At 57.8% G+C, this 25,641-nt stretch carries 24 protein-coding genes; 8 read left to right on the forward strand and 16 right to left on the reverse strand.

Annotated features, from left to right (window positions below; all coding sequences use genetic code 11):
• Positions 1-412: 412 nt before the first annotated feature.
• The 3 genes from ABLV12_RS12105 to ABLV12_RS12115 all read right to left on the reverse strand — a co-directional run bounded on the left by ABLV12_RS12105 (position 413) and on the right by ABLV12_RS12115 (position 4,433).
• On the reverse strand, positions 413-1,516 hold the full coding sequence (locus ABLV12_RS12105; protein ID WP_016807580.1) for a branched-chain amino acid ABC transporter substrate-binding protein: 1,104 nt from the start codon (positions 1,514-1,516) through the stop codon (positions 413-415).
• Between the two features lie 256 nt (positions 1,517-1,772).
• Positions 1,773-3,017: an amino acid permease gene (locus ABLV12_RS12110; protein ID WP_016807579.1), complete on the reverse strand. Its 1,245-nt coding sequence runs from the start codon at positions 3,015-3,017 to the stop codon at positions 1,773-1,775.
• Between the two features lie 150 nt (positions 3,018-3,167).
• Positions 3,168-4,433: a 4-aminobutyrate--2-oxoglutarate transaminase gene (locus ABLV12_RS12115; RefSeq protein WP_004116085.1), complete on the reverse strand. Its 1,266-nt coding sequence runs from the start codon at positions 4,431-4,433 to the stop codon at positions 3,168-3,170.
• 117 nt (positions 4,434-4,550) lie between these two features.
• On the opposite strand from ABLV12_RS12115, the gene ABLV12_RS12120 reads away from it, so the two are divergent.
• Positions 4,551-6,065, forward strand: a complete 1,515-nt coding sequence (locus tag ABLV12_RS12120; RefSeq protein ID WP_160886729.1) for a PLP-dependent aminotransferase family protein — start codon at positions 4,551-4,553, stop codon at positions 6,063-6,065.
• Positions 6,066-6,097: 32 nt separating this feature from the next.
• On the opposite strand, the gene rpoH is transcribed toward ABLV12_RS12120, so the two are convergent.
• From rpoH to ftsY, 4 genes are all read right to left on the reverse strand, one after another.
• The gene (gene rpoH / locus ABLV12_RS12125; RefSeq protein ID WP_004106554.1) at positions 6,098-6,952 is read right to left on the reverse strand and encodes an RNA polymerase sigma factor RpoH; all 855 of its coding nucleotides are present in this window, start codon (positions 6,950-6,952) and stop codon (positions 6,098-6,100) included.
• 256 nt (positions 6,953-7,208) lie between these two features.
• Complete coding sequence (gene ftsX / locus ABLV12_RS12130) at positions 7,209-8,267, reverse strand: permease-like cell division protein FtsX (RefSeq protein ID WP_024274786.1); 1,059 nt, start codon at positions 8,265-8,267, stop codon at positions 7,209-7,211.
• Positions 8,260-8,928, reverse strand: a complete 669-nt coding sequence (gene ftsE / locus ABLV12_RS12135; protein WP_004106557.1) for a cell division ATP-binding protein FtsE — start codon at positions 8,926-8,928, stop codon at positions 8,260-8,262. Before ftsE ends, ftsX begins: the two co-directional genes overlap by 8 nt.
• Positions 8,929-8,930: 2 nt before the next feature.
• A complete protein-coding gene (gene ftsY, locus ABLV12_RS12140; protein WP_348867064.1) occupies positions 8,931-10,451 on the reverse strand; it encodes a signal recognition particle-docking protein FtsY in 1,521 nt (506 codons plus the stop codon).
• 192 nt (positions 10,452-10,643) lie between these two features.
• On the opposite strand from ftsY, the gene rsmD reads away from it, so the two are divergent.
• Positions 10,644-11,240, forward strand: coding sequence for a 16S rRNA (guanine(966)-N(2))-methyltransferase (rsmD, locus tag ABLV12_RS12145; protein ID WP_004106572.1), 597 nt, complete (start codon positions 10,644-10,646; stop codon positions 11,238-11,240).
• Positions 11,230-11,508: a DUF1145 family protein gene (locus ABLV12_RS12150; RefSeq protein WP_004106574.1), complete on the forward strand. Its 279-nt coding sequence runs from the start codon at positions 11,230-11,232 to the stop codon at positions 11,506-11,508. Before rsmD ends, ABLV12_RS12150 begins: the two co-directional genes overlap by 11 nt.
• 15 nt (positions 11,509-11,523) lie before the next feature.
• Here the strand turns inward: ABLV12_RS12150 and ABLV12_RS12155 are convergent, their stop codons facing one another.
• Positions 11,524-11,883: a DUF2500 domain-containing protein gene (locus ABLV12_RS12155; protein WP_004106576.1), complete on the reverse strand. Its 360-nt coding sequence runs from the start codon at positions 11,881-11,883 to the stop codon at positions 11,524-11,526.
• A 142-nt stretch (positions 11,884-12,025) separates the two neighbouring features.
• Here ABLV12_RS12155 and ABLV12_RS12160 point away from each other — a divergent pair, with 142 nt between their 5' ends.
• Positions 12,026-12,652 carry a lysoplasmalogenase gene (locus ABLV12_RS12160; protein ID WP_004106578.1) on the forward strand — a complete coding sequence of 209 codons (627 nt, stop codon included), beginning with the start codon at positions 12,026-12,028 and terminating at the stop codon, positions 12,650-12,652.
• A gap of 78 nt (positions 12,653-12,730) precedes the next feature.
• A complete protein-coding gene (gene zntA / locus ABLV12_RS12165; RefSeq protein WP_348867065.1) occupies positions 12,731-14,935 on the forward strand; it encodes a Zn(II)/Cd(II)/Pb(II) translocating P-type ATPase ZntA in 2,205 nt (734 codons plus the stop codon).
• 234 nt (positions 14,936-15,169) lie between these two features.
• Here zntA and tusA read toward each other — a convergent pair whose 3' ends face one another.
• Positions 15,170-15,415 (reverse strand): sulfurtransferase TusA, encoded by a 246-nt coding sequence (gene tusA, locus ABLV12_RS12170; RefSeq protein ID WP_004106582.1) that lies wholly within the window; start codon positions 15,413-15,415, stop codon positions 15,170-15,172.
• 291 nt (positions 15,416-15,706) lie between these two features.
• Between tusA and ABLV12_RS12175 the strand changes: the two genes are divergently transcribed.
• Together ABLV12_RS12175 and ABLV12_RS12180 are read left to right on the forward strand one after the other, a co-directional pair.
• Complete coding sequence (locus ABLV12_RS12175) at positions 15,707-16,372, forward strand: 7-cyano-7-deazaguanine/7-aminomethyl-7-deazaguanine transporter (protein WP_004106584.1); 666 nt, start codon at positions 15,707-15,709, stop codon at positions 16,370-16,372.
• A gap of 73 nt (positions 16,373-16,445) precedes the next feature.
• Positions 16,446-17,003: a DcrB family lipoprotein gene (locus ABLV12_RS12180; protein ID WP_004106586.1), complete on the forward strand. Its 558-nt coding sequence runs from the start codon at positions 16,446-16,448 to the stop codon at positions 17,001-17,003.
• Here ABLV12_RS12180 and ABLV12_RS12185 read toward each other — a convergent pair whose 3' ends face one another.
• Positions 17,004-18,224 carry an MFS transporter gene (locus ABLV12_RS12185; protein WP_348867066.1) on the reverse strand — a complete coding sequence of 407 codons (1,221 nt, stop codon included), beginning with the start codon at positions 18,222-18,224 and terminating at the stop codon, positions 17,004-17,006.
• A gap of 132 nt (positions 18,225-18,356) precedes the next feature.
• Here ABLV12_RS12185 and ABLV12_RS12190 point away from each other — a divergent pair, with 132 nt between their 5' ends.
• Complete coding sequence (locus ABLV12_RS12190; RefSeq protein WP_004106590.1) at positions 18,357-19,406, forward strand: AI-2E family transporter; 1,050 nt, start codon at positions 18,357-18,359, stop codon at positions 19,404-19,406.
• On the opposite strand, the gene arnF is transcribed toward ABLV12_RS12190, so the two are convergent.
• The 6 genes from arnF to arnC are packed head-to-tail and all read right to left on the reverse strand — an operon-like array spanning position 19,403 to position 25,640.
• Positions 19,403-19,786 carry a 4-amino-4-deoxy-L-arabinose-phosphoundecaprenol flippase subunit ArnF gene (gene arnF / locus ABLV12_RS12195; RefSeq protein WP_064397819.1) on the reverse strand — a complete coding sequence of 128 codons (384 nt, stop codon included), beginning with the start codon at positions 19,784-19,786 and terminating at the stop codon, positions 19,403-19,405. The genes ABLV12_RS12190 and arnF overlap by 4 nt on opposite strands.
• Positions 19,786-20,124 carry a 4-amino-4-deoxy-L-arabinose-phosphoundecaprenol flippase subunit ArnE gene (arnE, locus tag ABLV12_RS12200; protein WP_348867067.1) on the reverse strand — a complete coding sequence of 113 codons (339 nt, stop codon included), beginning with the start codon at positions 20,122-20,124 and terminating at the stop codon, positions 19,786-19,788. Before arnE ends, arnF begins: the two co-directional genes overlap by 1 nt.
• Positions 20,121-21,776: a lipid IV(A) 4-amino-4-deoxy-L-arabinosyltransferase gene (gene arnT / locus ABLV12_RS12205; protein ID WP_064397816.1), complete on the reverse strand. Its 1,656-nt coding sequence runs from the start codon at positions 21,774-21,776 to the stop codon at positions 20,121-20,123. The genes arnE and arnT overlap by 4 nt, the downstream gene beginning before the upstream one ends.
• Complete coding sequence (gene arnD / locus ABLV12_RS12210; RefSeq protein ID WP_064397814.1) at positions 21,776-22,678, reverse strand: 4-deoxy-4-formamido-L-arabinose-phosphoundecaprenol deformylase; 903 nt, start codon at positions 22,676-22,678, stop codon at positions 21,776-21,778. The genes arnT and arnD overlap by 1 nt, the downstream gene beginning before the upstream one ends.
• On the reverse strand, positions 22,675-24,660 hold the full coding sequence (gene arnA / locus ABLV12_RS12215; protein WP_016807572.1) for a bifunctional UDP-4-amino-4-deoxy-L-arabinose formyltransferase/UDP-glucuronic acid oxidase ArnA: 1,986 nt from the start codon (positions 24,658-24,660) through the stop codon (positions 22,675-22,677). Before arnA ends, arnD begins: the two co-directional genes overlap by 4 nt.
• Positions 24,657-25,640 (reverse strand): undecaprenyl-phosphate 4-deoxy-4-formamido-L-arabinose transferase, encoded by a 984-nt coding sequence (arnC, locus tag ABLV12_RS12220; protein WP_004106606.1) that lies wholly within the window; start codon positions 25,638-25,640, stop codon positions 24,657-24,659. The genes arnA and arnC overlap by 4 nt, the downstream gene beginning before the upstream one ends.
• Position 25,641: the final 1 nt, after the last annotated feature.

The raw sequence follows: 25,641 nt of genomic DNA on the forward strand, positions 1-25,641 counted from the left end.
GCAGCCAACGCCTCTGCGGCGTGAAGGGCCCCTTTCATTTAACCAAGAATTTCGCGCTGCAGAAAGGCGGCAAGCGCTGAAATCCCCGGGAGCTTACATCAGTAAGTGACCGGGGTTGAGGGGCGCAGACAACGCATCTGCGGCGTGAAAGGCCCCTTTCATTTAACCAAGAATTTCGCGCTGCAGAAAGGCGGCAAGCGCTGAAATCCCCGGGAGATTACATCAGTAAGTGACCGGGGTTGAGGGGCGCAGCCAACGCCTCTGCGGCGTGAAGGGCCCCTTTCATTTAACCAAGAATTTCGCGCTGCAGAAAGGCGGCAAGCGCTGAAATCCCCGGGAGCTTACATCGGTAAGTGACCGGGGTTGAAGCGTGCAGCCAACGCCTCTGCGGCGCGAAAGGCGCAGGTTAAATTTATTTGGCGTCGGTCGCCGTACCGTTCGCATGCCAGGTAAACACACCGAATTCGAAGCCTTTCAGGTCGCCCTTCTCGTTCCAGGAGAGCGGCCCCATCACGGTCTCAACCGTTGCCCCTTTCAGGTATTTCGCGATTTCAGCCGGATCGTCAGACTGATTCAGGCCCGCTTCCAGCGACTGCAGCGCGGCATAGGTGGTCCACACGAACGCGCCGCTCGGATCCTGTTTCTTCGCCTTGATCGCATCCACAATCGGTTTGTTCGCCGGAACCTGGTCGTAGTTTTTCGGCTTGGTGACCAGCATACCTTCCGCAGAAGCGCCCGCGATATTAGACAGCGACACGTTGGCGACACCTTCCGGCCCCATAAACTGCGTTTTCAGGCCAGCGGCGCGAGACTGACGCAGGATCTGCCCCATCTCCGGGTGATAGCCGCCGTAGTAAACGAAGTCGATATTCTCTTTTTTCAGGCGCGCCACCAGGGTGGAGAAGTCTTTCTCGCCGGCGGTGATGCCATCAAAGAACACCACGTTGGCGCCACCCTTCTTCAGATTATCCTGTACAGCACGGGCCAGGCCTTCGCCGTACTGCTGCTTATCGTGAACAATCGCGATACGCTGTGGTTTCACGCTTTCCAGAATATATTTGGCGGCGGTTGGCCCCTGGTCGGAGTCCAGGCCGGTAGTGCGCAGAATCAGGTGATAGCCGCGAGCTGTCAGCTCCGGCGCGGTGGCCGCCGGGGTGATCATCAGCACGCCTTCATCTTCATAGATATCAGACGCCGGCTGGGTGGAAGAAGAGCACAGGTGGCCGATAACGTATTTGATACCGTCGTTAATCACTTTGTTGGCGACGGCAACCGCTTGTTTCGGGTCACAGGCGTCATCGTACTTTACCATCTGCAGCTTATTGCCTTTGATACCGCCTTTAGCGTTGATATCCGCAATAGCCTGCTCTGCGCCAGTGAACTCCTGGTCGCCGTACTGCGCTACCGGACCGGACATCGCGCCAACAACGGCCACTTTGATATCCTCGGCCATTGCCGCACCGCTCATGATTAAGGCAATACATCCTGCCAGTAACGCTTTACCCTTCATATTCATCCTGAGGCTCCCCATTATTATGGTTTTTGCATTTGTTGTGATGTTGTTTATTAGCGCATTATTCTAATTAGACACATAAGTAAAGCATATGATAGTTAGATTAGGGTCTGCCGCCTGCGCTTTTGCAGCACACTATGCTAAACATACCGTCATTCAGGAGAATTGGAAACGATAAAATTGCGGAGTATGTAACAGATAAGTGACAAATAAAAACCCGCGCCGGAATAAACCGAACGCGGTGGCATGAGCGACGGTACTACCAGCCCGCAGGCAGGTAGCCAAAGGCGGAAGCAATGGCGTAGGCGGCGCTGCAAAGATAGAGCAATACGATGAAGATCTGGATTAAAGGATGCGTAATCAGCGCCGGGCAGGTCCAACCGGGATTGATATCACCCTGCCTGCGCGAGCCTTTAAGGATCAGGATCGGCATGATAGATAAAATCACCCCGCTAAATACCCCGGCAAAATAGAGCGCATTCACGAAGGATACCATCCCACTGTAGGCCAGAATGAAAGGCGGTACGGCGACCACTAACAGCACCTTAAAGCGTTTCAACGGCTGCTCGTCGTTGCCAAGGCGAAACTGATCGAAGATATTGGTCAGGAAGCTGCCGCCCAGCCCCCAATAGGAGGTCAGCATCGCGCAGAGCGCAAAAAGGTTTGCCGAGAAGAAGGCCCACTCGCCGAGCGCACGGCCCCAGGAAATGGTCGCCACATCAGAAATATTATCCAGCCCGCTTAATGCAATCACCGAGAGCGGGACCAGCGCCAGCAGGCAAAAGGTTAATAACATCCCCACCATAATGGCCTTCGGCAGTTTCTCCGGTTTATCAGCGAAACCGCGCGCCATTTCCGGCACGATATACTGCGCGGAGAAGCAGAACGCGACAACGTTAAATACCGGCACCATATACAGCCAGTTACCCTCCAGCAAATAGCCGACGCTGGCGGTCTCTTTCAGCAACGTCGCGGCGACAAGTATGGTTATCATGACGACCATGCCGATACTGATAAATTTCTCGCCCCGGCCAATCGCCTTCAGGCCAAGATAAAGCACCCCGGCCGCCGGAATAAAAAACAGCGCGCTGCCGAGAGCCGGCGAGATACCGAATAACGAATGCAATAATTTACCGCTGCCGGTCATATAGGCCGTCAGCGCGCCGACGCTGTTGACGCAAACAGAGAGGAACATCATCAGCGCGCCAAAGCGGCCAACGTAGCGCTGCGACAGGCCGCTAAGCTGCAGATGCTTGCGCGTGCGCAGCGTCGACTCCGCTACGTAGAGCATGGTAATGGTCGTCAGACTACCGACCACAATCAGCCAAAACAGCAGCGGCAGAAAGCCCGCTTTGCTGGAGGCATAGGCGATGGATAGCACCCCAGCGCCGATATTGGTGCCAACGATCATCGACACGCCTTCAATGAAACTCAGGGATTTTGCAGGTACAGCGGTACGCTCCCGGCTCGTCAGAACCGAAGAAAAGGTGGAGTTGTCAGACATAATATTTTCCGTTTTATTCCGGCAGCATGCGCTGCCGGAAAAAAGGTGATATCAGGGTGATAAACCACTCACGCTGAGCATGAATAACCAGTCTGCGGCCTCCTGTTTCTGTTCGGCTTCCGTGCCGCCGCAGCCTGACCGGACGAAAAGTTAGCGCTTCAGCACGCGGGCCAGAATATCCAGCGCTTTCGTAAACTGCGCATCCGGAATCGTTAACGGATAGAGGAAGCGAATAACGTTGCCATAGACGCCGCAGCTCAGCAGCAGCAGGCCGTTCTCCTGGGCTTGTTGCTGGATTTGACGGGTGATCTCCGCCGACGGCTCCCCGGTTTGCGGATCGTTAAACTCCACCGCCACCATCGAGCCCTGACCGCGAACGTCAGCAATGGCCGGGCAGCTTTGACGCGCCTGATTCAACACCTCTTTCAGATGGCTGCCTAAGCGCTCAGCGCGCTGGCACAGCTGTTCTTCTTCAATCACGTCCAGCACCGCGTGCGCCGCCGCGACCGCCAGCGGGTTACCGGCATAGGTGCCGCCCAGGCCGCCCGGCGCAGGCGCATCCATCACCTCGGCGCGACCTACCACGCCGGAGAGCGGGAAACCGCCGGCCAGGCTTTTGGCCATCGTCATCAGGTCAGGCTTCACATCATAGTGCTGCATCGCAAATAGCTTACCGGTGCGCGCAAAGCCGGTTTGTACTTCATCGGCAATCAGCAGAATGCCGTGGGTATCGCACAGCGCGCGCAGCGCCTGCATAAACTCAGGCGGGGCAACGTTAAAGCCGCCTTCCCCCTGAATCGGCTCCAGCACAATCGCCGCCACCTGATCGGCCGCGATATCCGCTTTGAAAATGCGCTCCAGGCTCTTCATCGCGTCGGCGGTGGTAATGCCATGGGCGGCGTTAGGGTAGACGGCGTGATAAACCGAGCCCGGGAACGGGCCGAAACCAATCTTGTAAGGCGCCACTTTGCCGGTCAGCGCCATGGTCATAAACGTACGGCCGTGGAAGCCGCCGCCGAAGGTAATCAACCCCGGACGGCCGGTATAAGCGCGCGCGATTTTCACCGCGTTTTCAACCGCTTCTGCCCCCGTGGTAAAAAAGGCGGTTTTCGCCGGACCGTCAATCGGCGCCAGTTCGTTAATCCGCTCGGCCAGCGTGACATAGCTTTCGTACGGGACAATCTGGTAAGCCGTGTGGGTAAAGGCCTGCAGCTGCTGTTCAACGGCGGCAACGATTTTTGGGTGGCGATGGCCGGTATTCAGCACCGCGATGCCGGCGGCGAAATCGATCACCTCATTCCCTTCAATATCCCACAGCGTAGCGTTCTCAGCTTTCTCAACAAAGTAGCTGCACATCACCCCTACGCCGCGTGGAGTCGCCTGCTGGCGACGCTGATTCAGTTCTGAACTTTTCACCGGGAATCTCCTGTCATGTGTGTCACGTTATCGCAACAAATCCGAAACTATGTCGTTTATTTACACAGGATTTGGCCCTATAATCGAGTACCAATTCAGATTATCTGAGGGATCCAATTGCGTTCGCTTATCGCAGACCTGGTGCTGGTCAGATTGCAGAAAGAAACCGATCCGCTCCTGCACAAGCGCCTTTATAAGGCGATTCGCCACGCCATTTTGGATGGTTCTCTCCCGCCCCATAGCCGGCTGCCGCCGTCGCGGGATCTGGCGGGGGAACTAGGAATGTCTCGCAACACAATTTTAACAGTTTACGAACAACTCCTGGCTGAGGGGTACGTTGTGTCCCGTCGCGGCAGCGGCACTTTCGTGGCGAAAACGCTGCCCGATATGTTTCTTCCCGCCAGCAGCGCCAACGAAAGCCATCCCGCGCAGCCCCCCAGCGGGACTATTTCCCGTCGCGGCCAACATCTGCTGGGGCACATCAGCGCCAGCCCGCGTCAGTGGGGGGCGTTTATCCCCGGCGTACCGGACGTCAATGCATTTCCCCACCCGCTGTTCAGTAAAATTCAGGCACGCATCAGCCGCCGTCCAAAACCCGAACAGCTCAGCTATAGCTGTAACGGCGGTACCGCCGAGCTGCAGCACGCGTTGGTGGACTATCTGAGAGTAGCGCGCGGCGTTCTGTGTCAGGCAGATCAAATTCTTATTACTGAAGGGATCCACCAGGCCATCGACCTGATCACCCGCATGCTGTGCGACCGCGGCGATCTCGCCTGGGTGGAGGAGCCTTCCTACTGGGGCATTCGCCACGTGCTGGCGATGAATGAAGTGCGGGCTGAGCCGATTGTGGTGGATGCCAGCGGCCTGTGCCCGCCCGAAAGCGTAGCCGAAGCGCCGCGGCTGATCTTCGTTACGCCATCCCATCAGTATCCCCTCGGCGCGGTAATGAGCCTTGAACGCCGACAGCGCCTGCTCACCCTGGCCCATCAGCACGGCAGCTGGATTGTGGAAGATGATTACGACAGCGAGTTTCGCTTTTCCGGCCAGCCGATCCCGGCGCTACAGGGCTTAGTCCCCGAAGCGCCGGTGGTCTACGTCGGCACGTTCAGTAAAACGCTCTACCCGGGGCTGCGGCTGGGCTACGTCGTGCTGCCTCGACCGCTTGCGGCTGAACTCAAAAACGCCCATGCCGAGCTCTACCGCGGCGGCCATTCGCTTATCCAGCTGGCGCTGGCGGAATTTATCAATGCCGGTCATTACTCGGCGCACATTCGTCGTATGCGCCTGCTCTACAGCCGCCGTCGCGTCTTTTTGACCGATCTGATTCAGCGGCACTGCGGAGCGCATGCGCTGTCGGACTTCAGCGACAATGCCGGACTGCATCTGATTCTGAATTTGCCGGATGAGGCAGATGACGTGGCGATTGCCCGCGATGCCAACGCGCGCAATATTTTAGTGCGTCCGCTGTCGCGCTATTACCTGACGGCGCAGCGGAAGAAAGGACTGTTGATGGGGTTTGCTTCGCAGCCGGAAACGCAGATGGAGCCAGCGTTCAACGTGCTGCTTGAGTGTCTGAACAGGCACTGCCCGCAGGCGCTGACGGAGGCAGAAAAACAAAACGCCCCAACGTAATGTGGGGCGTTATCGCGGGACTGGCGCGCAGATTAGGCTTCGATAGCGGCGCGCAGTTTTTTCATGGCGTTCTTTTCCAGCTGCCGTACTCGCTCGGCCGATACGCCGTAGCGATCCGCCAGCTCCTGCAGCGTGGACTTATTGTCTTCGTCCAGCCAGCGGGCGCGGATGATATCCTGGCTACGTTCGTCAAGACCCTGCATCGCGTCAGTCAGCTTGTTCGCCGCCTGCTCTTCCCAGTTGTCGTCTTCAATGCCGTCGGCAAAGTTAGACGTTTTATCCTGCAGATAGAGCACCGGCGCCATCGGCTGGCTATCGGATTCATCATCCGACGACATGTCGAAGGTCATATCCTGCGCCGCCATACGTGACTCCATCTCACGCACGTCTTTGCTCGATACGCCCAGTTCGCGAGCCACCATTTCGACTTCGTCCTGGTTGAACCAGCCCAGACGCTGCTTAGTTTTACGCAGGTTAAAGAACAGCTTACGCTGCGCTTTCGTGGTCGCGACCTTCACAATACGCCAGTTACGCAGAACGTATTCATGAATCTCCGCTTTGATCCAGTGCACGGCGAAGGAAACCAGACGCACGCCCACTTCCGGGTTAAAACGGCGCACGGCTTTCATCAGGCCAATGTTGCCTTCCTGAATCAGATCCGCCTGCGGTAGGCCATAACCCGAGTAGTTACGAGCAATATGAACAACAAAGCGCAGGTGAGACAGGATCAGCTTTTTCGCTGCTTCCAGATCGCCCTGGTAATGCAGCTTTTCAGCAAGCTCCCGCTCTTCATCAGCCGACAACATCGGCCAAGTGTTAGCAGCCCGGATGTACGATTCCAGGTTACCAACGGGGGCTAAGGCTAAAGTTTGCATATCTTTGGTCATTCAAATCCTCTCAATCGATATCTTCTGGCACCATTCTGTCCTCACAGCGGAGCAACAAACATGCCAGCATTGATGAGCAACGAGAATATCACTCACATTAGTATCAGACAGTGATTTTATCCACAAGTTCCATGCAACGATGTGAATAGATTACGCACAAAATGTGACATGGTTATGAAGTTTAGGGAAGCGTCGACAGGGACTCTTTCCCTGCAGAGAGATATTCAGTGCAGGGAAAGATTATACCAGATTTTTACTACTCGGGAGTAAAGTGACGTAAATGTTGTACAGTTGCCAGCCAGGCGGCGACCCAGCCAATCATTGAGCAAACAATCAGCATCAGCAGGCACTCATCAAAGCCTAAGCCGCTGAGTTCAAACTGCGTGCCGAAGACTTTCGCCACTTCGGTGACCGCCGACGAAAGGCGCATGACCATAATTTCCGACAGGATCAGCGACAGAAACGCGCCGGAGAACCCCAGCAGCGCACCGCCGTAAAGAAAAGGACGCAGAATAAAGCCGTCGGTTGCGCCAATCAGTTTCTGCACGTTAATGGTATCGCGGCGGGCGAAAATGCTCAGACGCACGCTGTTGCCGATCACCAGGAACACCGCCGCCACCATCAGTACGCCGATCATCGCCGACACGCGTCCGACCAGCCCGGTCAGCGACGAGAGGCGCGCAAACCAGCTATCATCCATTCGGACTTCATCGACGCCCTGAACATGACTCACGCGGTCGCGCAGCGTGTTCAGCGCTTCGACACTCTGGAAATCAATTTTCGGCACGACGATCGCCACTGCCGGCAGCGGGTTCTCTTCCAGCATATCCAGCGCGCCGCCGAAGCCTGACCAGTTGCGGAATTCGCCAAGGGCTTCATCGCGCGACAGATAGTTGACCTTCTCGACGCCCTGCTCCGCCTGCAGCTGACCGACTACCCGCGCAGCGGCATCGTCATCCAGCGTTTTCTCCAGATAGACGGTGATTTGCGGCGTGGGATAATACTGCGACGCCGCGGTGCTGACGTTTTTGTAGACCATGTAGCACACGCTTGGCAGGGTCAACGAAATGGCGATAACCATCACCGTCAGGAACGTCGCCAGGGGCGTGCTTTTCAGATCCTGCACCGCACCATGCCAGGCATAGCGCACCTGTTCATTGAACACGTTGCTCTTGCGGGAAGCCGGATTCGGCGCCGCCTTAGGCCGCTTCGACGTATTGCGTCCACCGCTGCCGCCCGCTCCGCCCGCATTGCGGAAACGATCGAATCGATTGCCGAACCGGCGAATGTGGTTCATTGCCTCGCGCTTATTCACCGATATGGCCTCCATGCATATGCCCCTCGCTGAGGGACAGAACGCGATACGGACGACTGGAGATAAGCCCCAGATCATGCGTCGCCATCAGCACCGTCACCCCAACGCGGTTAAACTCTTCAAACAGACGTAAGATCCCTTCCGACAGCGCTTCGTCGAGGTTACCGGTCGGTTCATCCGCCAGCAGGACCGCTGGTTTGTTGACCACCGCGCGGGCGATACCCACGCGCTGTTGTTCCCCGCCTGAAAGCTGAATCGGCAGGTTTTTCGCTTTGTCCAGCAGCCCGACTTTATCCAGCGCCGCCGACACGCGACGGCGAATGTCATCGCCGCTGGCGCCGGCGATAATCAGCGGGATCGCCACATTATCGTAAACGGTACGGTCCATCAGCAGATGGTGGTCCTGGAAAATCATGCCAATCTGACGGCGCAAAAACGGCACTTCGCGGCTCTTCAGGCGGCTAATGTCATGGCCGCCGAAAAGGATTTTGCCGGCGCTGGGCCGCTCGATACCGCAGATAAGCTTCAGCAGGGTACTTTTCCCCGCGCCGGAATGGCCGGTCAGAAACGCCATCTCACCCGCCTGCAGGTGAAAAGTCACCCCCTGCAGCGCTTGTCTCCCACCGAGATAGGCTTTGCTGACTTGTTCAAAGCGAATCATTTTTAATCCTCTCGGGCAAAAAGTGCCTCAATAAAGTCGCCCGCATTAAACGGACGCAGATCTTCAATACGTTCGCCAACACCGATGTAGCGAATCGGAATACCGAACTGATCGGCAACCGAGAAGATAACCCCGCCCTTGGCGGTACCATCCAGCTTAGTCAAAGTGATACCGGTCAGTCCAACCGCCTCATGGAACAGTTTGGCCTGGCTAATCGCGTTTTGCCCGGTGCTGGCGTCAATGGTCAGCATGACCTCATGCGGCGCATCGACATCCAGTTTTTTCATGACGCGGACAATCTTCTTCAGTTCTTCCATCAGGTGCGATTTATTCTGCAGACGACCCGCAGTATCGGCAATCAGGATGTCAATGTTGCGCGCCTTCGCCGCCTGGATGGCATCGAAAATAACCGATGCCGAATCCGCGCCGGTATGCTGGGCAATCACCGGAATATTGTTGCGTTGACCCCACACCTGAAGCTGCTCTACCGCCGCCGCGCGGAAGGTATCGCCCGCGGCCAGCATCACCGATTTGCCCTGCTGCTCAAACTGACGCGCCAGCTTGCCGATGGTGGTGGTTTTACCGACGCCGTTGACGCCAACCATCAGAATGACAAATGGCGCCTTGCCTTCTACGTTCAGCGGCTCGTCCACCTTCGCCAGAATATCGCCCATCTCTTCTTTCAGCAGGCCGTACAGCGCCTCGGCGTCGCGCAACTGCTTGCGGCTGGCGTCGTTGGTAAGATTAGTGATGATCTTACGGGTGGTTTCCACGCCGACATCGGCAATCAGCAGCTGCTCTTCCAGCTCTTCAAACAGATCATCGTCGATTTTCTTGCCGCGGAACAGACTGATAAATCCGGAACCGAGGTTCTGCTTGGTTTTTATCAGGCTGCGTTTGAGGCGAGCGAAGAACCCTTCTTTGGTGGGTTTTTCCTGCTCTAACGGCGTCACCACGGTTTCGTCCGGCACCACTTCCACGGCGTTTTCCGCCGCATCGGCTGCAGCCAGCGCCTGCGCTTCCAGCTCTTCGTCGGTGATCTGGGCTTCTTCTACCGGCTCAACGATTTCCGGCTCTTCAATGACAGCCTCTTCACCCTTTTCAACAACGACAGCTTCCGGTTCGGCAATCACCTCTTCCGGCGTCAGCTCAACTATAGCTTCAGCCACTACCGGCTCGGCGATAGCTTCTTCAACTACAGGCTCAGCGACAATTTCTTCAACCACAGGCGGTTCTGCAATCGTCTCAACCGCCGGGGAGTCGACAACCGCCTGCGGCTGTTCGCTCTCCACAACCTGCCCGGTCACCTCGACCACCTCGGCGGCAAAGGCTTCGGCATCCTGGTGCTCCGTCGCCAGCGCGTCGACCGTTTCCGGCGCAGCCGCAGGCGTTTCGCTTTCCGGAGCCTGTTCTTCAACCTCTTGCTGGGCTTCTACTTTTTGTTCTGCGTCGGTTTCCTGCGCCTGTTCTTTTTGACCAAAGCCCAGCCAGGAAAAGAAGCCACGTTTTTTGTCTTTCGCCATTTGCGACTACACTCCTCGCTGTTAATTCATGGCACAGCTTCGGCCTGTTGATAGCGGAAGCTGAAAAATGATGAAATTAGTCGGATAGTCTACCACTTAACTTAACTCGCATCACCGCCCCCGGATTAAGGTTTCGTCAACCGCTGGCGATCGTTAGAATAGCAGCCCGGAAGTTGAGACTTGAGCAAAGAAATGAAGAAACCAAACCACGCAGGCAGCGGTCAGATCCGTATTATCGGCGGGCAATGGCGAGGCCGTAAATTACCGGTGCCGGAGAGCCCGGGTCTGCGCCCGACCACCGACCGGGTGCGCGAAACGCTATTTAACTGGCTGGCGCCGTCGATCGTTGACGCGAGCTGCCTCGATTGCTTCGCCGGCAGCGGCGCGCTGGGCCTTGAAGCCCTCTCCCGCTACGCGGCTAACGCCACGCTGCTGGAAATGGAACGCGGCGTCGCGCAGCAGTTGCAAAAAAATCTGGCGACTCTCAAAGCCAGCAACGGCAAAGTCGTGAATACCAATACCTTAGCGTTTCTTGCTCAGGCGGGCACGCCGCATCACATCGTGTTTGTCGATCCCCCGTTTCGCAAAGGGCTGCTTGAAGAGACGCTAAAGCTGCTGGAAAACAACGGCTGGCTTAGCGATGAAGCGCTCATCTACATTGAAAGTGAAGTTGAAAACGGGTTACCGCCGGTGCCTGTAAACTGGCATCCGTACCGTGAGAAAGTAGCCGGACAGGTCGCCTACCGTCTCTATCAACGTGAGGCACAAGGAGAAAACCATGCTGATTAACTTTGGCCGCTTGCTGATGCTGTGCGTGTGGGCGTTTTTATTGCTGAATCTGTTCCAACCGTTCCCAAAGCCGCTCAATATCTTTGTTAACGTGGCGCTGATCTTTATGATTCTGATGCACGGCCTGCAGCTCACGCTGCTCAAGGCGACGCAGACGAAAGAGATGCCGCCGCTGGGGCGCTTCGAGCAAATTCGTATTTTCATCTTCGGCGTGTTCGAACTGGTCGCCTGGCAGAAAAAGCTCAAGGCGACCCTGAAGAAGAAATAAGGCCGAATAAAAGGTTCAGGGCTCGGGCGTAAAACCCATAAACCGCGAACCTTTATAGCTCAGTACGCCCTTATCGCCGACGCTTAGCGCATGATACTGCGGCGCCTGCAGACGAAAAACCACTTCCAGCCCGCCGCTTTCCGGCCTGAAGCTTGCTTCATAACGCATTTCGCTGCCGGCAGGCGTCACCGTCTGCTGGCGCGAACGGCGATCGTTAATCACCTTCTCCCGCTTATTGCTCACCACCACCCGTTTTTGCAACAGCGGCGCGGCATCGTTATCCATTTTTTCCCGACGCTGCTGCACATAGCGATACGACGCGGCAACCGCAATGATGGCAACGGCAACCATAAAAAACAGCGGAACTTTACTCATTCACCTTGCCCCCAGGAATTATCAGGAATAAGCATACTGTGGCTTGATTATCATTGTCATCTTCCTCTGCAAACCACTACACTGAGATTCAGTACTGTAAGTACAATCACTTACGTAATGATAACAGATACAGGGACTTACTATGCTTTGGTCATTTATTGCTGTCTGTTTCTCCGCATGGCTTTACGTCGATGCGTCTTATCGTGGGCCTGCCTGGCGTCGCTGGGTGTTTAAACCCGTCACGCTGATCCTGCTTCTGTTACTGGCCTGGCAAGCGCCGATGTTTAACGCCATCAGCTATCTGGTGCTGGCGGGGCTTTGCGCCTCGCTGGTCGGCGACGCGCTGACCCTGCTGCCGCGGCAGCGGGTAATGTACGCCGTGGGGGCATTCTTTCTCTCGCATCTGCTCTACACCATCTGGTTTGCCAGCCAGCTGACGCTATCTTTCTTCTGGCCGCTGCCGCTGGTGCTGCTGATCCTCGGCGCGCTGCTGCTGGCGATTATCTGGACGCGTCTGGAAGAGATGCGGATGCCGGTGTTTACCTTTATCGCGATGACGCTGGTGATGGTCTGGCTGGCCGGGGAGCTGTGGTTCGCCCGCCCGACGGATACCGCCCTGTCCGGCTTCGCTGGCGCGGCATTCCTGCTGCTCGGCAACGCGGTCTGGCTGATCAGCCATTATCGCCGCCGCTTCCGCGCTGACAACGCGATCTCCTCGGCATTTTACTTCGCCGGGCACTTCCTGATCGTCCGCGCGCTTTATTTGTAATTAAGCGCTTGACTCTGGAGTCGACTCCAGAGTGTATCCTGCGGGTAATGAGAAAATTATCATTACCCGGAGGGTCCTATGTCGGCTCCAGAATCGCAGGATAAAAAAGTCCCACACTTCTCATCGTTAAAATTTACCCCTGCCGCGCAGCCGGCGGAAAGCTGCTGCGCGGACCACGCCTGCCGCAGCGAAACCACCGAGGAAAACGAGGCTCTGAGGCACGCACGCTTTAGTTGGCTGGTAGAAGGCATGGATTGCGCAGCCTGCGCGCGCAAGGTCGAAACCGCCGTTCGCCAGGTACCGGGGGTCAGCCAGGTGCAGGTACTGTTCGCCACCGAAAAGCTGCTGGTCAACGCCGAGGGCGATGTTGGTCCGCAAATCGAAAGCGCCGTGCGCGCCGCGGGCTATCAGCTGCGTGATGAAAACGCGCCACGGGCAGAGGCGCCCACTTCGTGGCTGCGCGAGAATCTGCCGCTCATCACGCTGGTCATCATGATGGGACTAAGCTGGGGGCTGGAGCAGTTCAGCCCGCCTCTGGGCGAAATCGCCTTCATCGCAACCACGCTGGTCGGCCTGTGGCCGGTCGCCCGGCAAGCGATACGCCTGATCAGAAGCGGAAGCTGGTTCGCCATTGAAACCCTGATGAGCGTCGCAGCCATCGGCGCGCTGTTTATCGGCGCCACCGCCGAAGCGGCGATGGTCCTGCTACTGTTTTTAATCGGCGAACGTCTTGAGGGATGGGCTGCCAGCCGCGCGCGGCAAGGCGTCAGCGCATTGATGGCGCTGAAGCCCGACACGGCAATCCGCGTGCGCGATGGCGTGCGTGAAACCGTAGCCCAGCGCGACCTGCGCCCCGGCGACGTGATTGAAGTCGCCGCCGGAGGCCGCCTCCCTGCCGATGGCCAGCTACTCTCCCCCTTCGCCAGCTTCGATGAGAGCGCTTTGACCGGTGAATCCGTACCGGTAGAGCGTAACGCCGGGGAACGCGTAGCGGCCGGCGCCACCAGCGTCGATCGTCTGGTACAGCTGACGGTGATCTCCGAACCGGGCGACAGCGCTATCGATCGTATTCTTAAGCTGATTGAAGAAGCGGAGGAGCGCCGCGCGCCGATTGAACGCTTTATCGATCGCTTTAGCCGCATCTATACCCCGGCGATTATGGTCGTCGCCCTGCTGGTGGCCATTGTTCCGCCGCTGCTGTTTGCGGGCGCCTGGCTGCCGTGGATCTATAAAGGCTTAACGCTGCTGCTGATTGGCTGTCCGTGCGCGCTGGTGATCTCCACCCCGGCGGCAATTACCTCCGGGCTGGCGGTAGCGGCACGACGCGGCGCGCTGATTAAAGGCGGCGCGGCGCTGGAGCAGCTCGGCCGCGTGCGCCAGGTGGCGTTTGATAAAACCGGTACCCTGACCATCGGCCAGCCGCGCGTCACTGCGGTGATGGCGACCGCAGACATCAGCGAAAACGATCTGCTGGCGCTCGCGGCCGCCGTGGAGCAAGGCTCCAGCCACCCGTTAGCCCAGGCTATCGTGCGTGAGGCAGAACAGCGCCGGCTGGTCTTTCCGTCGGCAAGCGATCAGCGCGCGCTGGCCGGATCCGGCATTGAGGCTCAGGTTGAAGGACGCCAGGTGCTGATTTGCGCCGCCGGTAAAACTCGCGATCCGCAGTACGATGAACCTATTCAGCAGCTGGAGAGCGCCGGGCAAACCGTGGTGCTGGTAATGCGCGATAAGACGCTGCTGGGAATTCTGGCGCTGCGCGATACGCTTCGCGATGATGCCCGTCAGGCGGTGGATGAGCTCCATCAGTTGGGCGTTCAGGGAGTGATACTGACCGGCGATAATCCACGTGCGGCGGCGGCTATCGCTAACGAGCTGGGACTGGCGTTCCGCGCCGGGCTGCTGCCCGCGGACAAAGTGCAGGCGGTGATAGCGCTTAATGCCCAGTCGCCGCTGGCCATGGTCGGCGACGGTATCAACGATGCGCCGGCGATGAAAGCGGCGACGATAGGTATCGCGATGGGCAGCGGCACCGACGTTGCTCTGGAGACCGCCGATGCGGCATTGACCCATAACCGCCTGACCGGGCTGGCGCAGATGATTTCGCTGGCGCGCGCCACCCACGCCAATATCCGGCAGAACATCGCCATCGCTTTGGGTCTGAAGGGCATTTTCCTCGTCACCACCTTGCTCGGCCTGACCGGCCTGTGGCTAGCGGTGCTGGCTGATACCGGGGCGACGGTGCTGGTCACCGCTAACGCGCTACGCCTGCTGCGTAAGAAGTGAGGGCAAGCCCCGGGGGCGGCGCTTGACGCGCCTTGCCCGGGCCATGGATGAGTGCGGTCTGGTTTTTTGTAGCCCGGATAAGGCGTCAGCCGCCATCCGGGAAATCACTGGCTGCGAACTCTGCATACTTTCCCCGGGGGCGGCGCTTGACGCGCCTTGCCCGGGCCATGGATGAGTGCGATCTGTTTTTTGTAGCCCGGATAAGGCGTCAGCCGCGATCCGGGGAGGCCTGGCTCAGTGGCTTTTACGAATCAGATAGCGGTACGGCAGCGCCTCGGTTTCCTGCGCCAGTAGCTCATGCTCCATAAAGCGGCAGAAACCGGGAATATCGCGGGTCGTCGCCGGATCGTCGGCCACGATTAGCAGCGTCTCGCCCACCGGCATCGTACGCACGGTCTTGCGCACCATCATCACCGGTTCCGGGCAACGAAGCCCCTGCGCATCAAGCGTATGGTCAGGGCTGGAGAAAAGTTCGCTCATTTTCATCTCACATTAACAAAACGGCCCTAGTTTACCCCCAGTTCGCCAGTACGCAAGCCAGGTTAACGTTTGCGCGAAAAACAACCATTGCATTACGCACGCAACGCAGTATCATGCAGCCGTTTTTATTGGGTTCCCTCACCCCAACTCTCTGGCCCTAAATCATTCGAGTTGCAGAAAGGCGACGACGCAGCGAATTTCCAGGAGCTTACATCAGTAAGTGACTGGGATGAGCGAGGAAAGTTAACGCATCTGCAGCTTGAAGAATAATGGGCATAAAAAGGTCACAATATGAGTCCGTTTACTACCGTACAGCGTAAAAAAGCGCTGATCTGGCTATCGCTTTTCCATCTGCTGGTCATCACTTCCAGTAACTATCTGGTGCAGCTACCGATCTCCATCTTTGGTTTTCATACCACCTGGGGCGCGTTCAGCTTTCCGTTTATTTTCCTCGCCACCGATCTGACGGTACGCATTTTCGGCGCTCCGCTGGCGCGACGCATTATCCTCGCGGTGATGATCCCGGCGCTGCTGATCTCCTACGGGGTTTCCGCGCTGTTCTACATGGGCGAGTGGCAGGGCTTTGCCGCCTTAACCAGCTTTAACCTGTTTGTCGCTCGTATCGCCGCCGCCAGCTTTATGGCCTACGCGCTGGGGCAAATCCTTGACGTCCACGTCTTTAACCGCCTGCGTCAGAGCCGCCGCTGGTGGCTGGCGCCCACGGCATCCACCCTTTTCGGTAACATCAGCGATACGCTGGCCTTCTTCTTTATCGCCTTCTGGCGCAGCCCGGACCCGTTTATGGCGGCGCACTGGGGGGAAATCGCCATCGTCGATTATTGCTTCAAAGTGCTGATTAGCATCGTATTCTTCCTGCCGATGTACGGCATGTTGTTGAATATGCTGCTGAAAAAACTGGCAGATAAATCTGATTTATCCGCATTGCAGCCAGGTTAAGAGTACTCGCGAAACGATGTGATAAGATAAGCGAATGAGCCGTTAATGGCCGTTTATCGAAAGGAAGATGTCAATGCGCAATTTGGTTAAATATGTCGGTATTGGCCTGCTGGTTATGGGGCTTGCTGCCTGTGATAACAGCGATACCAAAACGCCGACTGCCGGGGCTGCTGCGGAAAGCAACGCCAGCGGGCAACCTATTAGTCTGCTGGATGGCAAACTGAGCTTCTCCCTGCCTGCCGGTATGACCGACCAGAGCGGCAAGCTGGGCACCCAGGCCAACAATATGCACGTCTACTCTGATGCCACCGGACAAAAAGCGGTGATCGTGATTGTTGGCGACAATACCAATGAAGAGCTGGCGGTGATGAGCCAGCGCCTGGAAGAGCAGCAGCGCAGCCGCGACCCGCAGCTGCAGGTCGTGAGCAATAAATCCATTGAGCTCAAAGGCCACACCCTGCAACAGCTGGACACCATCATCTCCGCTAAGGGCCAGACCGCCTGGTCTTCCGTGCTTCTCGGCAAGGTTGATGACAAACTGCTGACGCTGCAGATCACGCTGCCAGCGGACAACCAGCAGCAGGCTCAGACCGAAGCGGAAAACATTATCAACACCCTCGTCATCCAGTAACTACTGGCCTGACGCCGCGGCCTCCGGTTCATTGACCGGGGGCCGTTTTTTTAATCGCCATCCCAGCAGCAGCGCTACCGCGACCAGCCCCGCCGTCGCCAGATAGATCGATGAAATTCCCGCCCACGCCATCAGCAGCCCGGCCAGCGGGCCGGTGATCCCCAGCGAGAGATCCATAAATACCGTATAGGTTGCCAGCGCCGACCCCTGGTTGTGCTGCGGCACCGCCTTCACCGCCACCACGCCAAGCGCCGGGAACACCAGCGAAAAACCGGCTCCGGCAAAGAAAGTACCGATTTTCGCCATCAGCGGCGTCTCCGCCAGGCCCACTAACAGCAGCCCGATAATCTCGACGACAAAACAGATCATCGCCACGTTAAGCCCACCGAGGCGATTAATTCCGTTGGGAAACAGCAGGCGAGTGCCGACAAAGGCGCAGCTAAACAGCGTCAGGGCGAAGGCCGCGCCGTCCCAACCTTTGGCATCATAAAACAGGGTGATAAAGGTGGCGATAACGCCGAAACCCGCCGATGCGAGGGCCAGCGCCATGCCATAGAGCCAGACGCGCCCCAGCACCGCGCGAAACGACATCGCTTTCCCCTTACCCGCTTTTACCGCCGCCCGCGGCAACGCGCACAGCACCGCCACCAGCGCAACCACCATAATCGTCAACGCCAGACCGTGCAGGCCAATCAGCGAGTAACAGAGCACCCCGAGCGGCGCGCCCATCGCCATCGCCCCGTAGGTCACAATCCCGTTCCAGGAAATAACCCGCCCGATATGCAGCGAACCGACTACCCCTACGCCCCACAGCGTTGAGCCGGTGCCCGCAAAGCTCTGCCCTATGCCGAGAATAATGCGCCCCAGACACAACAGCGCCAGGCTAACCACGGGCCAGTCGCCGCAGAACGCCGCCAGCAGATAGCACAGTCCGCTCAGAAAGCAGCCGCACAGGCCAAAAACAACGATTTTTTTCGGGCCCAGCAGATCGGCATAGCGCCCGGCGTGAGGGCGGCTGAGCAGCGTAGCAAAATACTGCAGGCTAATCACCAGCCCGGCCCAGAAGGCGCTATACCCCATTACATCATGAACATAGCCGGGTAATACCGCCAGCGGCAGGCCTATGGTCAGGTAGCTGGCAAAGTTAAAGATAACGACAGAGACAATCCGCAGATTGAGGCGCAATCTATTAAGCGCCGGTTCAGCGACGGTTTCGGGCATCGGGTTCCACCAGATTTTTACAACAGTGTTTCATTTCTACCACGCCGCACGTTATAAATCAGCAGCCAGATTAGGATTCCTGGCAGCAAGCCAGACGCTACACTTAATGAAAATCATAGAAAGGAAGAGTGAATGACAACCCCTCAGCCCGATAAAACGGGCATGCATATTCTGCTCAAACTGGCGTCACTGGTGGTTATCCTCGCCGGTATCCACGCCGCGGCAGATATCATCGTGCAGCTATTACTGGCATTGTTCTTCGCCATTGTCCTGAATCCGCTGGTCACCTGGTTTATTCGCCGCGGTATCAGACGTCCGGTAGCCATTACCATCGTGGTCGTGGTGATGCTGATCGTACTTACCGCGTTAATTGGCGTGCTGGCCGCGTCGGTTAACGAATTCGTCGCCATGCTGCCAAAGTATAATAAGGAGCTGACGGCGAAAGTCCTGCGCCTGCAGGAGGCGCTGCCGTTTTTGCATATTCACATGTCCCCGGAACGTATGCTGCAACGCATGGACTCCGACAAGTTAATGACATTCACTACCGTCCTGATGACTGGCCTCTCTGGCGCCATGGCCAGCGTTATTTTACTGGTCATGACCGTGGTCTTTATGCTGTTTGAAGTCCGTCATGTCCCCTATAAACTCCGCTTTGCACTGAACAACCCGCAAATCCATATCGCCGGTCTTCACCGGGCGTTAAAAGGCGTCTCGCATTATCTGGCGCTGAAAACGCTGCTCAGCCTGTGGACAGGGGGGATTATCTGGTTAGGACTGATGCTGATGGGGGTTCAGTTTGCGCTGATGTGGGGCGTGTTGGCTTTTCTGCTGAACTATGTGCCTAACATTGGCTCGGTGATTTCCGCCGTCCCGCCAATGATCCAGGCGTTACTTTTTAACGGTTATTACGAATGCCTGCTGGTTGGCGCGCTCTTTTTAGTCGTGCATATGATTATCGGCAATATTCTCGAACCGCGCATGATGGGCCACCGGTTGGGCATGTCTACGCTGGTAGTTTTCCTCTCATTGCTGGTCTGGGGGTGGCTGCTTGGCCCGGTGGGAATGCTGCTGTCGGTGCCGTTAACCAGCGTCTGTAAAATATGGATGGAAACCACTAAAGGCGGCAGTAAGTTAGCCATCCTGCTCGGGCCCGGACGCCCGAAAAGCAGGCTGCCGGGCTAGCCCTGCCGCTTCACCGGCCAGAAGATCGTCAGCACCCCGGCGACAATCAGCAGCACGCCCAGCAGCGATTGCCAGTGGAAAGGTTCATGCCAGCCGGGGAGCCAGATGGCGGCGGCCCAGACCAGAATGTAGCTCAGGCTCAGCAGCGCGTAGGCTTTCGCCAGCGGCAGCTGATGCAGGGCAAAGTACCAGCAGACCATCGACAGCAGGTAGCCCAAAAGACCAAACGCCAGGCCAAAGGTGCCCGCCCGCAGATGCAGCAGATGGTTGAGGAAGGTAAATAGATCCGTCAGCGGCGGCAGCTCGACCATCGCGCTGCGCAGCAGCAGCTGCGCGCCGCTCACCAGTCCGACGCTGAATAACGCCCAGTTTAAGCCCATCAGATGCGGCTCCCCAGAATAACGATCCCAACGACGATAAGCGCCACGCCAAACCAGTGGCGGCGTGCGACCGGCTCGCGCCAGATCCCCCATGCTGCCAGCGTCACCCAGACAAAGTTCAGGCTCAGCATAGGGTAGGCGATGCTGACCGGAATCGACTGCAGCACGCTAAGCCACAGCAGCATGCTACAGCCCAGAGAGAGCAGCGCCAGCCCCAGCCAGCCAAGAATATGGTGCCCGCGCCACCCGGATTTGGACGGGCGGGTCGCCTGTTTCTGGCACAGCTGTCCGGCGCAGCTCAGCAGGCTGGCGAAAACCAGACAGATCCACACGCTCATTGCGGCAGGTACTGGATAAACACTACCCGCCCCAGCTCATAAGAGCTATCCGGTTTCGGTAGCGGTAGATCGGCCATACTCTCTCCTTTATCCATCAGCAGAACCAACGAGATCGGCCCCTGCTGGCGGTGCGCCGTTAACCAGTCAGCAAATTGCGCCTTATCGACAAACTGGTGCTGCGCATCCGGCCAGGAGAGACCATATTTCAGCTCGCCCTGCTTGTCGAACAGGATAATATCGCTGCGCTTGAGCTCCCAGGACAGTCCGCCGGCAATACCGACGTTATTGGTCAACACGTAGCGGCTCGGCGTCAACGATTCGCTCACGATATCCACCATAAACTGCGGCTGCTTGCTGTCGATAACCCGGTCGGGAATCGCGAAACCCACCAGCAGCGCCAACCCCAGCGGGCAGCACGCGGCAAGCGTCCAGCGGCGACCGTTATTCTTCATCGCCAGCCATCCCATCAGCGCCCAACAGCCGAATATTAGCGCCGCCAGCAGGCATTTATACAGCTCAATATGGCTCCATACCGGCTTGTGCATAAAGCCCCACGGCGAAACCACCAGCACCGCTACCAGACCAATCAGGCCAAAAGCCAGGTTGATCGCGCCGTTAATTTTCAGCGCTTTCGCCCCCGCCTTTGCCGCATCCAGCGCGTAGCGCGCCATCAGAATCGACAGCGGCGCGAAACACGGCAGGATGTAGGTCGGAAGCTTACCCTTAGCAATGCTGAAGAACAGAAACGGCATCGCCACCCATCCGAGCAAATAGAGCGCCCCGCGCGACTCGTCGCGCTCGGTCCAGCCGCGCTTGAGCGCTCCCGGCAGCAGCGCCAGCCACGGCAGGCTTCCGGCAATCAGGAATGGGATGTAGTACCAGAACGGCGCTTTATGCTGGGCATCTTTTTCCGCGAAACGCTGGATATGTTCAACCCAGAAGAAGTAGCGCCAGAAGTCCGGCTCTCGTTTGGCGATGGCCAGCCCCCACGGCAGAACCACCAGCGCGCAGACGCCCACCGCCAGCCAGCCGTAAGTCAGCACTTCACGCCAGCGTTTACGCGCAATGACCCATGGCAGCACTCCAACCACCGGCACCGCCAGCGCGAGGAAGCCTTTGGTCATCACCCCCATCCCGCAGGCCACGCCCAGCAAGACGTAGCCGAAGATTTTACCGCTGTGGCTTTGAGCCTGCGCCGCACCCCAGAAGCTGCACATTGCCAGCGCCAGCCACATGGTAATCATCGGGTCGAGCACCGCATAGGTGCCGATACCGTAGACCAGCAGCGCGGTCAGGAATATCACTGGCGACAAAATCGCCAGGCGTTTATCGCGGAAAATACGCCATGCAAGCCAGGCCACCAGCAGGGCGGTGACGGTAATGGAGAACACCACCCCAAAGCGGACGGCAAAATTATTATGACCGAATAGCCACTGGCCGATGCTGTTGATCCAGTAGCCGGCAATCGGCTTCTCAAAGTAGCGCAGACCGAGGAAGTGCGGCACCACCCAGTCGCCGGTCGCCAGCATTTCGCGGCTGATCTCCGCGTAGCGGGTTTCATCCGGTTGCCACAGCAGGCGGAAGTTGAGGGGGAGTAAATAGTAGAGGACAAAAAGGGCGACCAGAGAGGCGCCGTAGCGAATGCTTTTCATCAAACACCCGAATTCAGTAATTGTTCACGCCCAAGCCAGCCTTCCCGGCCAGCTAATTCACCACGAACCACCTTGCCTCGCGGCAGCGCGCTAAAATCGGCGGGCAGCAGCTGGCTTAGCGGGCAAAAACGGATCTCTTGCTGAGCGGCCATGGTCAGCAGCTCGTCAAACTGTTGCGCAAAGGCGATCCCTTCCACTTCAGCGTGGATGGTATAGACCGGGGTGCCCTTATCGCGGTGGATGCAATCCAGCAGATAGCGATTGAAGCCCGCAATATCGACCGCGCTGCCGACCACTTCATCCCAGGTGGGTAAGGTAACCGGTATTTGCACGGTCCCGGAAGCGCCGTGACCGAGCTGCGGCAGAAAAGGGGCGGTTCCCCGGCAGTCGCTGTTGTAGAGGAAATCAAACGCCTCTTTGGCTTTAATGACCCGCTGATCGGCACGCCAGCCGGCAACGGCGGAGCAGGTCACCGGACGACCGATGATCCGCTCCAGCTCCAGCAGCCCGCGCTCCACCTCCAGCGTCAACTTCTCCTGCGGCCAGACTCCGCTCCACGTTTGCCAGCTATAGTGATCCCAGGCGTGCAGACCGACTTCATGCTCCTGCGCGGCGGCGCGGATAACCTCTTCATTGCCCGCGCCGATCCTGCGCCCTGGCCAGGCGGTACCTGCCAGCAGGATATCCCAGCCGTACAGCGAAGCGGCCTTTGAGCGCAGCATCTTCCACAGAAATTTCGGTTTTATCAGGCGCCATAAATGACGCCCCATATTGTCCGGCCCGACGCTGAAAAAGAAGCTTGCCTGAATCCCGTGCTGGCTCAGCAGAGCCAGCAGCCGCGGGACCCCGTCCCGCGTGCCGCGAAAGGTATCGACATCTATGCGTAAGCCGACCTGTTTCATGATTTGCCGTTGTCCGTCAATTCAACCGTGCGCAGGAAGAAGTCCAGGGTATGTTCCACGGTCTCTTCCATTTCGACCGTCGGCACCCAGTTCAGGCAGCGTTTCGCGTTGCGAATGCTGGGTTTACGGTGCTCGACGTCCTGATAACCCTTCCCGTAATAATCGCTGCTTTCCACTTCGCGGAAACCGGCAAACGGCGGGAAACGGTCGCGCAGCGGATGACGTTCAAAGCAGGCCAGCAGCATTTCCGCCAGCTCTTTGATGCTCGCTTCGTTATCCGGGTTACCGATGTTGATGATCTGCCCGTCGCAGCGGCCGTCTTTGTTCTCAATGATGCGGAACAGCGCTTCGATACCGTCGCTGATATCGGTGAAGCAGCGCTTCTGTTTCCCGCCTTCAATCAGCTTGATCGGCGAGCCTTCTACCAGGTTGAGGATCAGTTGGGTAATGGCGCGAGAGCTGCCGATACGCGCGGCGTTCAGGTTATCAAGGCGCGGCCCCATCCAGTTGAACGGACGGAACAGGGTAAACTTCAGGCCGTTCTTATCGCCGTAGGCCCAGATCACGCGATCCAGCAGCTGCTTGGAGACCGAGTAGATCCAGCGCTGTTTGTTAATCGGCCCGACGACCAGATTAGAGGCATCTTCATCGAAATTGTTGTCGGTGCACATGCCGTACACTTCGGAGGTCGACGGGAAAATGATGCGCTTATCGTACTTCACGCAGTCGCGGATAATCTTCAGGTTCTCTTCGAAATCCAGCTCAAACACGCGCAGCGGGTTACGGGTATATTCGATTGGCGTGGCAATCGCCACCAGCGGCAGGACCACATCGCACTTCTTGATGTGATACTCGATCCACTCGGAGTGGATGCTGATATCGCCCTCAACGAAGTGGAAACGCGGGTTGTCGAGGAAGCGGCTGATGGCGTCTGAGCCAATGTCCAGTCCGTAAATCTCGTAGTTGTCGTCCTGCAGCAGACGCTCGGTCAGGTGGTTGCCGATAAAACCATTCACCCCGAGGATCAGCACGCGGGTGCGCCGCTTAATCGCCACGACCGGTTTGCTGCTCAGCACCGCTCCGGCTACCAGCCCCAGCGCCTGCGCCAGCTGCGTACCCTGCATATAAACGCCGCGCTCGGTCTGCCCGGTGACGATTTCTAATGCCCCTTCCTGACAGGCGACGACCAGCGGCGTGACGGAAAGCACGGTCCCCGCTTTGGCGGCGGGTAGATCGTCACGTACGCGGGACTTCCAGACGATAAACTTGTTCGCGCCAGCATAGCCGAACGCGCCCGGCCATGGATCGGAAACCGCGCGCACAAGATTATGCAGGCTCCGGGCGGAGTGATCCCAGTCGAGGCGACCGTCTTCCGGCGTGCGGCGACCGACCCAAGTCGCCTGGCTTTCATCCTGCGCGCGCTCTTCGATTTTGCCATCGCGGATCGCGGGCAGCGCCTGAGCCAGCAGGTCCGACGCCGCAGCGCAGAGTTTACGATGCAGGGCCAGCGCCGCCTCATCCTCGCCGATGGCTACGCTTTTCTGCGCTACGATATTCCCGGCATCGGCGCGGCTCACCATGCGGTGCAGCGTCACGCCAGTTTCGCTTTCGCCGTTGACCAGCACCCAGTTCAGCGGCGCGCGGCCGCGGTATTTCGGCAGCAGGGAACCATGCAGGTTAAAAGCCCCCTGCGGCGCGATATTCAGAATGTCCTCGCACAGCAGATTGCGGTAATAGAACGAGAACAGCACGTCCGGTTTTATCTCACGGAGACGTTCGATCCACAGCGGATGATTCACATCTTCCGGCGCCCATACCGGAATACCTTGTTCCGCGGCAATGCGCGCCACGGAGCCAAAGAAATGGTTTTCGCCAGGGTTATCCGGATGGGTAAAAATGGCGGCGATGTCATAACCGGCATCCAGCAGAGACTGAATACCTGCACAACCCATATCGTGATAAGCGAAGACTACGGCTTTCATGAACGATCTTCCTCTTGAGATGCCGTTTCCGGCTGGCGAACAACACGTTGAATAAAGTAGCGGGGACGGGCGCGAACGTCGTTATAGATACGGCCGATATACTCCCCGAGCAGACCCATACCGACGAACTGGGCGCCGATAAACATAAACAGCACCGCGAACAGCATGAACACCCCTTCCGCCGCCCACTGCGGGCCAAATACCAGGCGCAGCACCACCAGCAGCAGACCGAAGGCGAAGCCCAGCAGAGCGATGGCGCTGCCGAACAGGCTCAGCAGGCGCAGCGGCGTGGTAGTGAGGCAGGTCACCAGGTCATACATCAGGTTAATCAGACGCATAAAACTGTATTTGGAATCACCGAACTCGCGCTCGGCGTGCATCACCGGGATCTCCACCGCGCGACGGGCAAAAGTATTCGCCAGAATCGGGATAAAGGTACTGCGCTCATGGCAGTTAAGCATCGCGTCGATAATATGGCGGCGATAGGCGCGCAGCATGCAGCCGTAATCGCCCATCGCTTTACCGGTGGTGCGCTGAATCAGACGATTGATCATCCTGGAGGCGCTTTTACGGAACCAGGTATCCTGGCGATTCTGACGCACGGTACCGACAACGTCGTAGCCTTCGTCGGCCTTCTCCACCAGGCGCGGGATCTCTTCCGGCGGGTTTTGCAGGTCAGCATCGAGGGTGATGATCAGGTCGCCGGTGACGTGGCTAAAACCCGCCATAATTGCCGAGTGCTGGCCGTAGTTGCGGTTCAACAGTACCGCCACTACATGGCTGCCTTCGGCTTCAGCGGCTTCGGTCAGCATTCGCGCCGAGTCATCGCTGCTGCCGTCGTCGACCAGCAGAATTTCATACTGCCGACCGAGCGTCGCGCAGGCGGTATCGGTACGGCGGATAAGCTCCGGCAGGCTCTCCTGCTCGTTATAGACAGGAATAACGACCGAGACCTTTTTCACGGGAGGATAGCTAAACATA

The organism is Klebsiella sp. CN_Kp100 (assembly GCF_040065315.1).
Lineage (GTDB): Bacteria > Pseudomonadota > Gammaproteobacteria > Enterobacterales > Enterobacteriaceae > Klebsiella > Klebsiella oxytoca.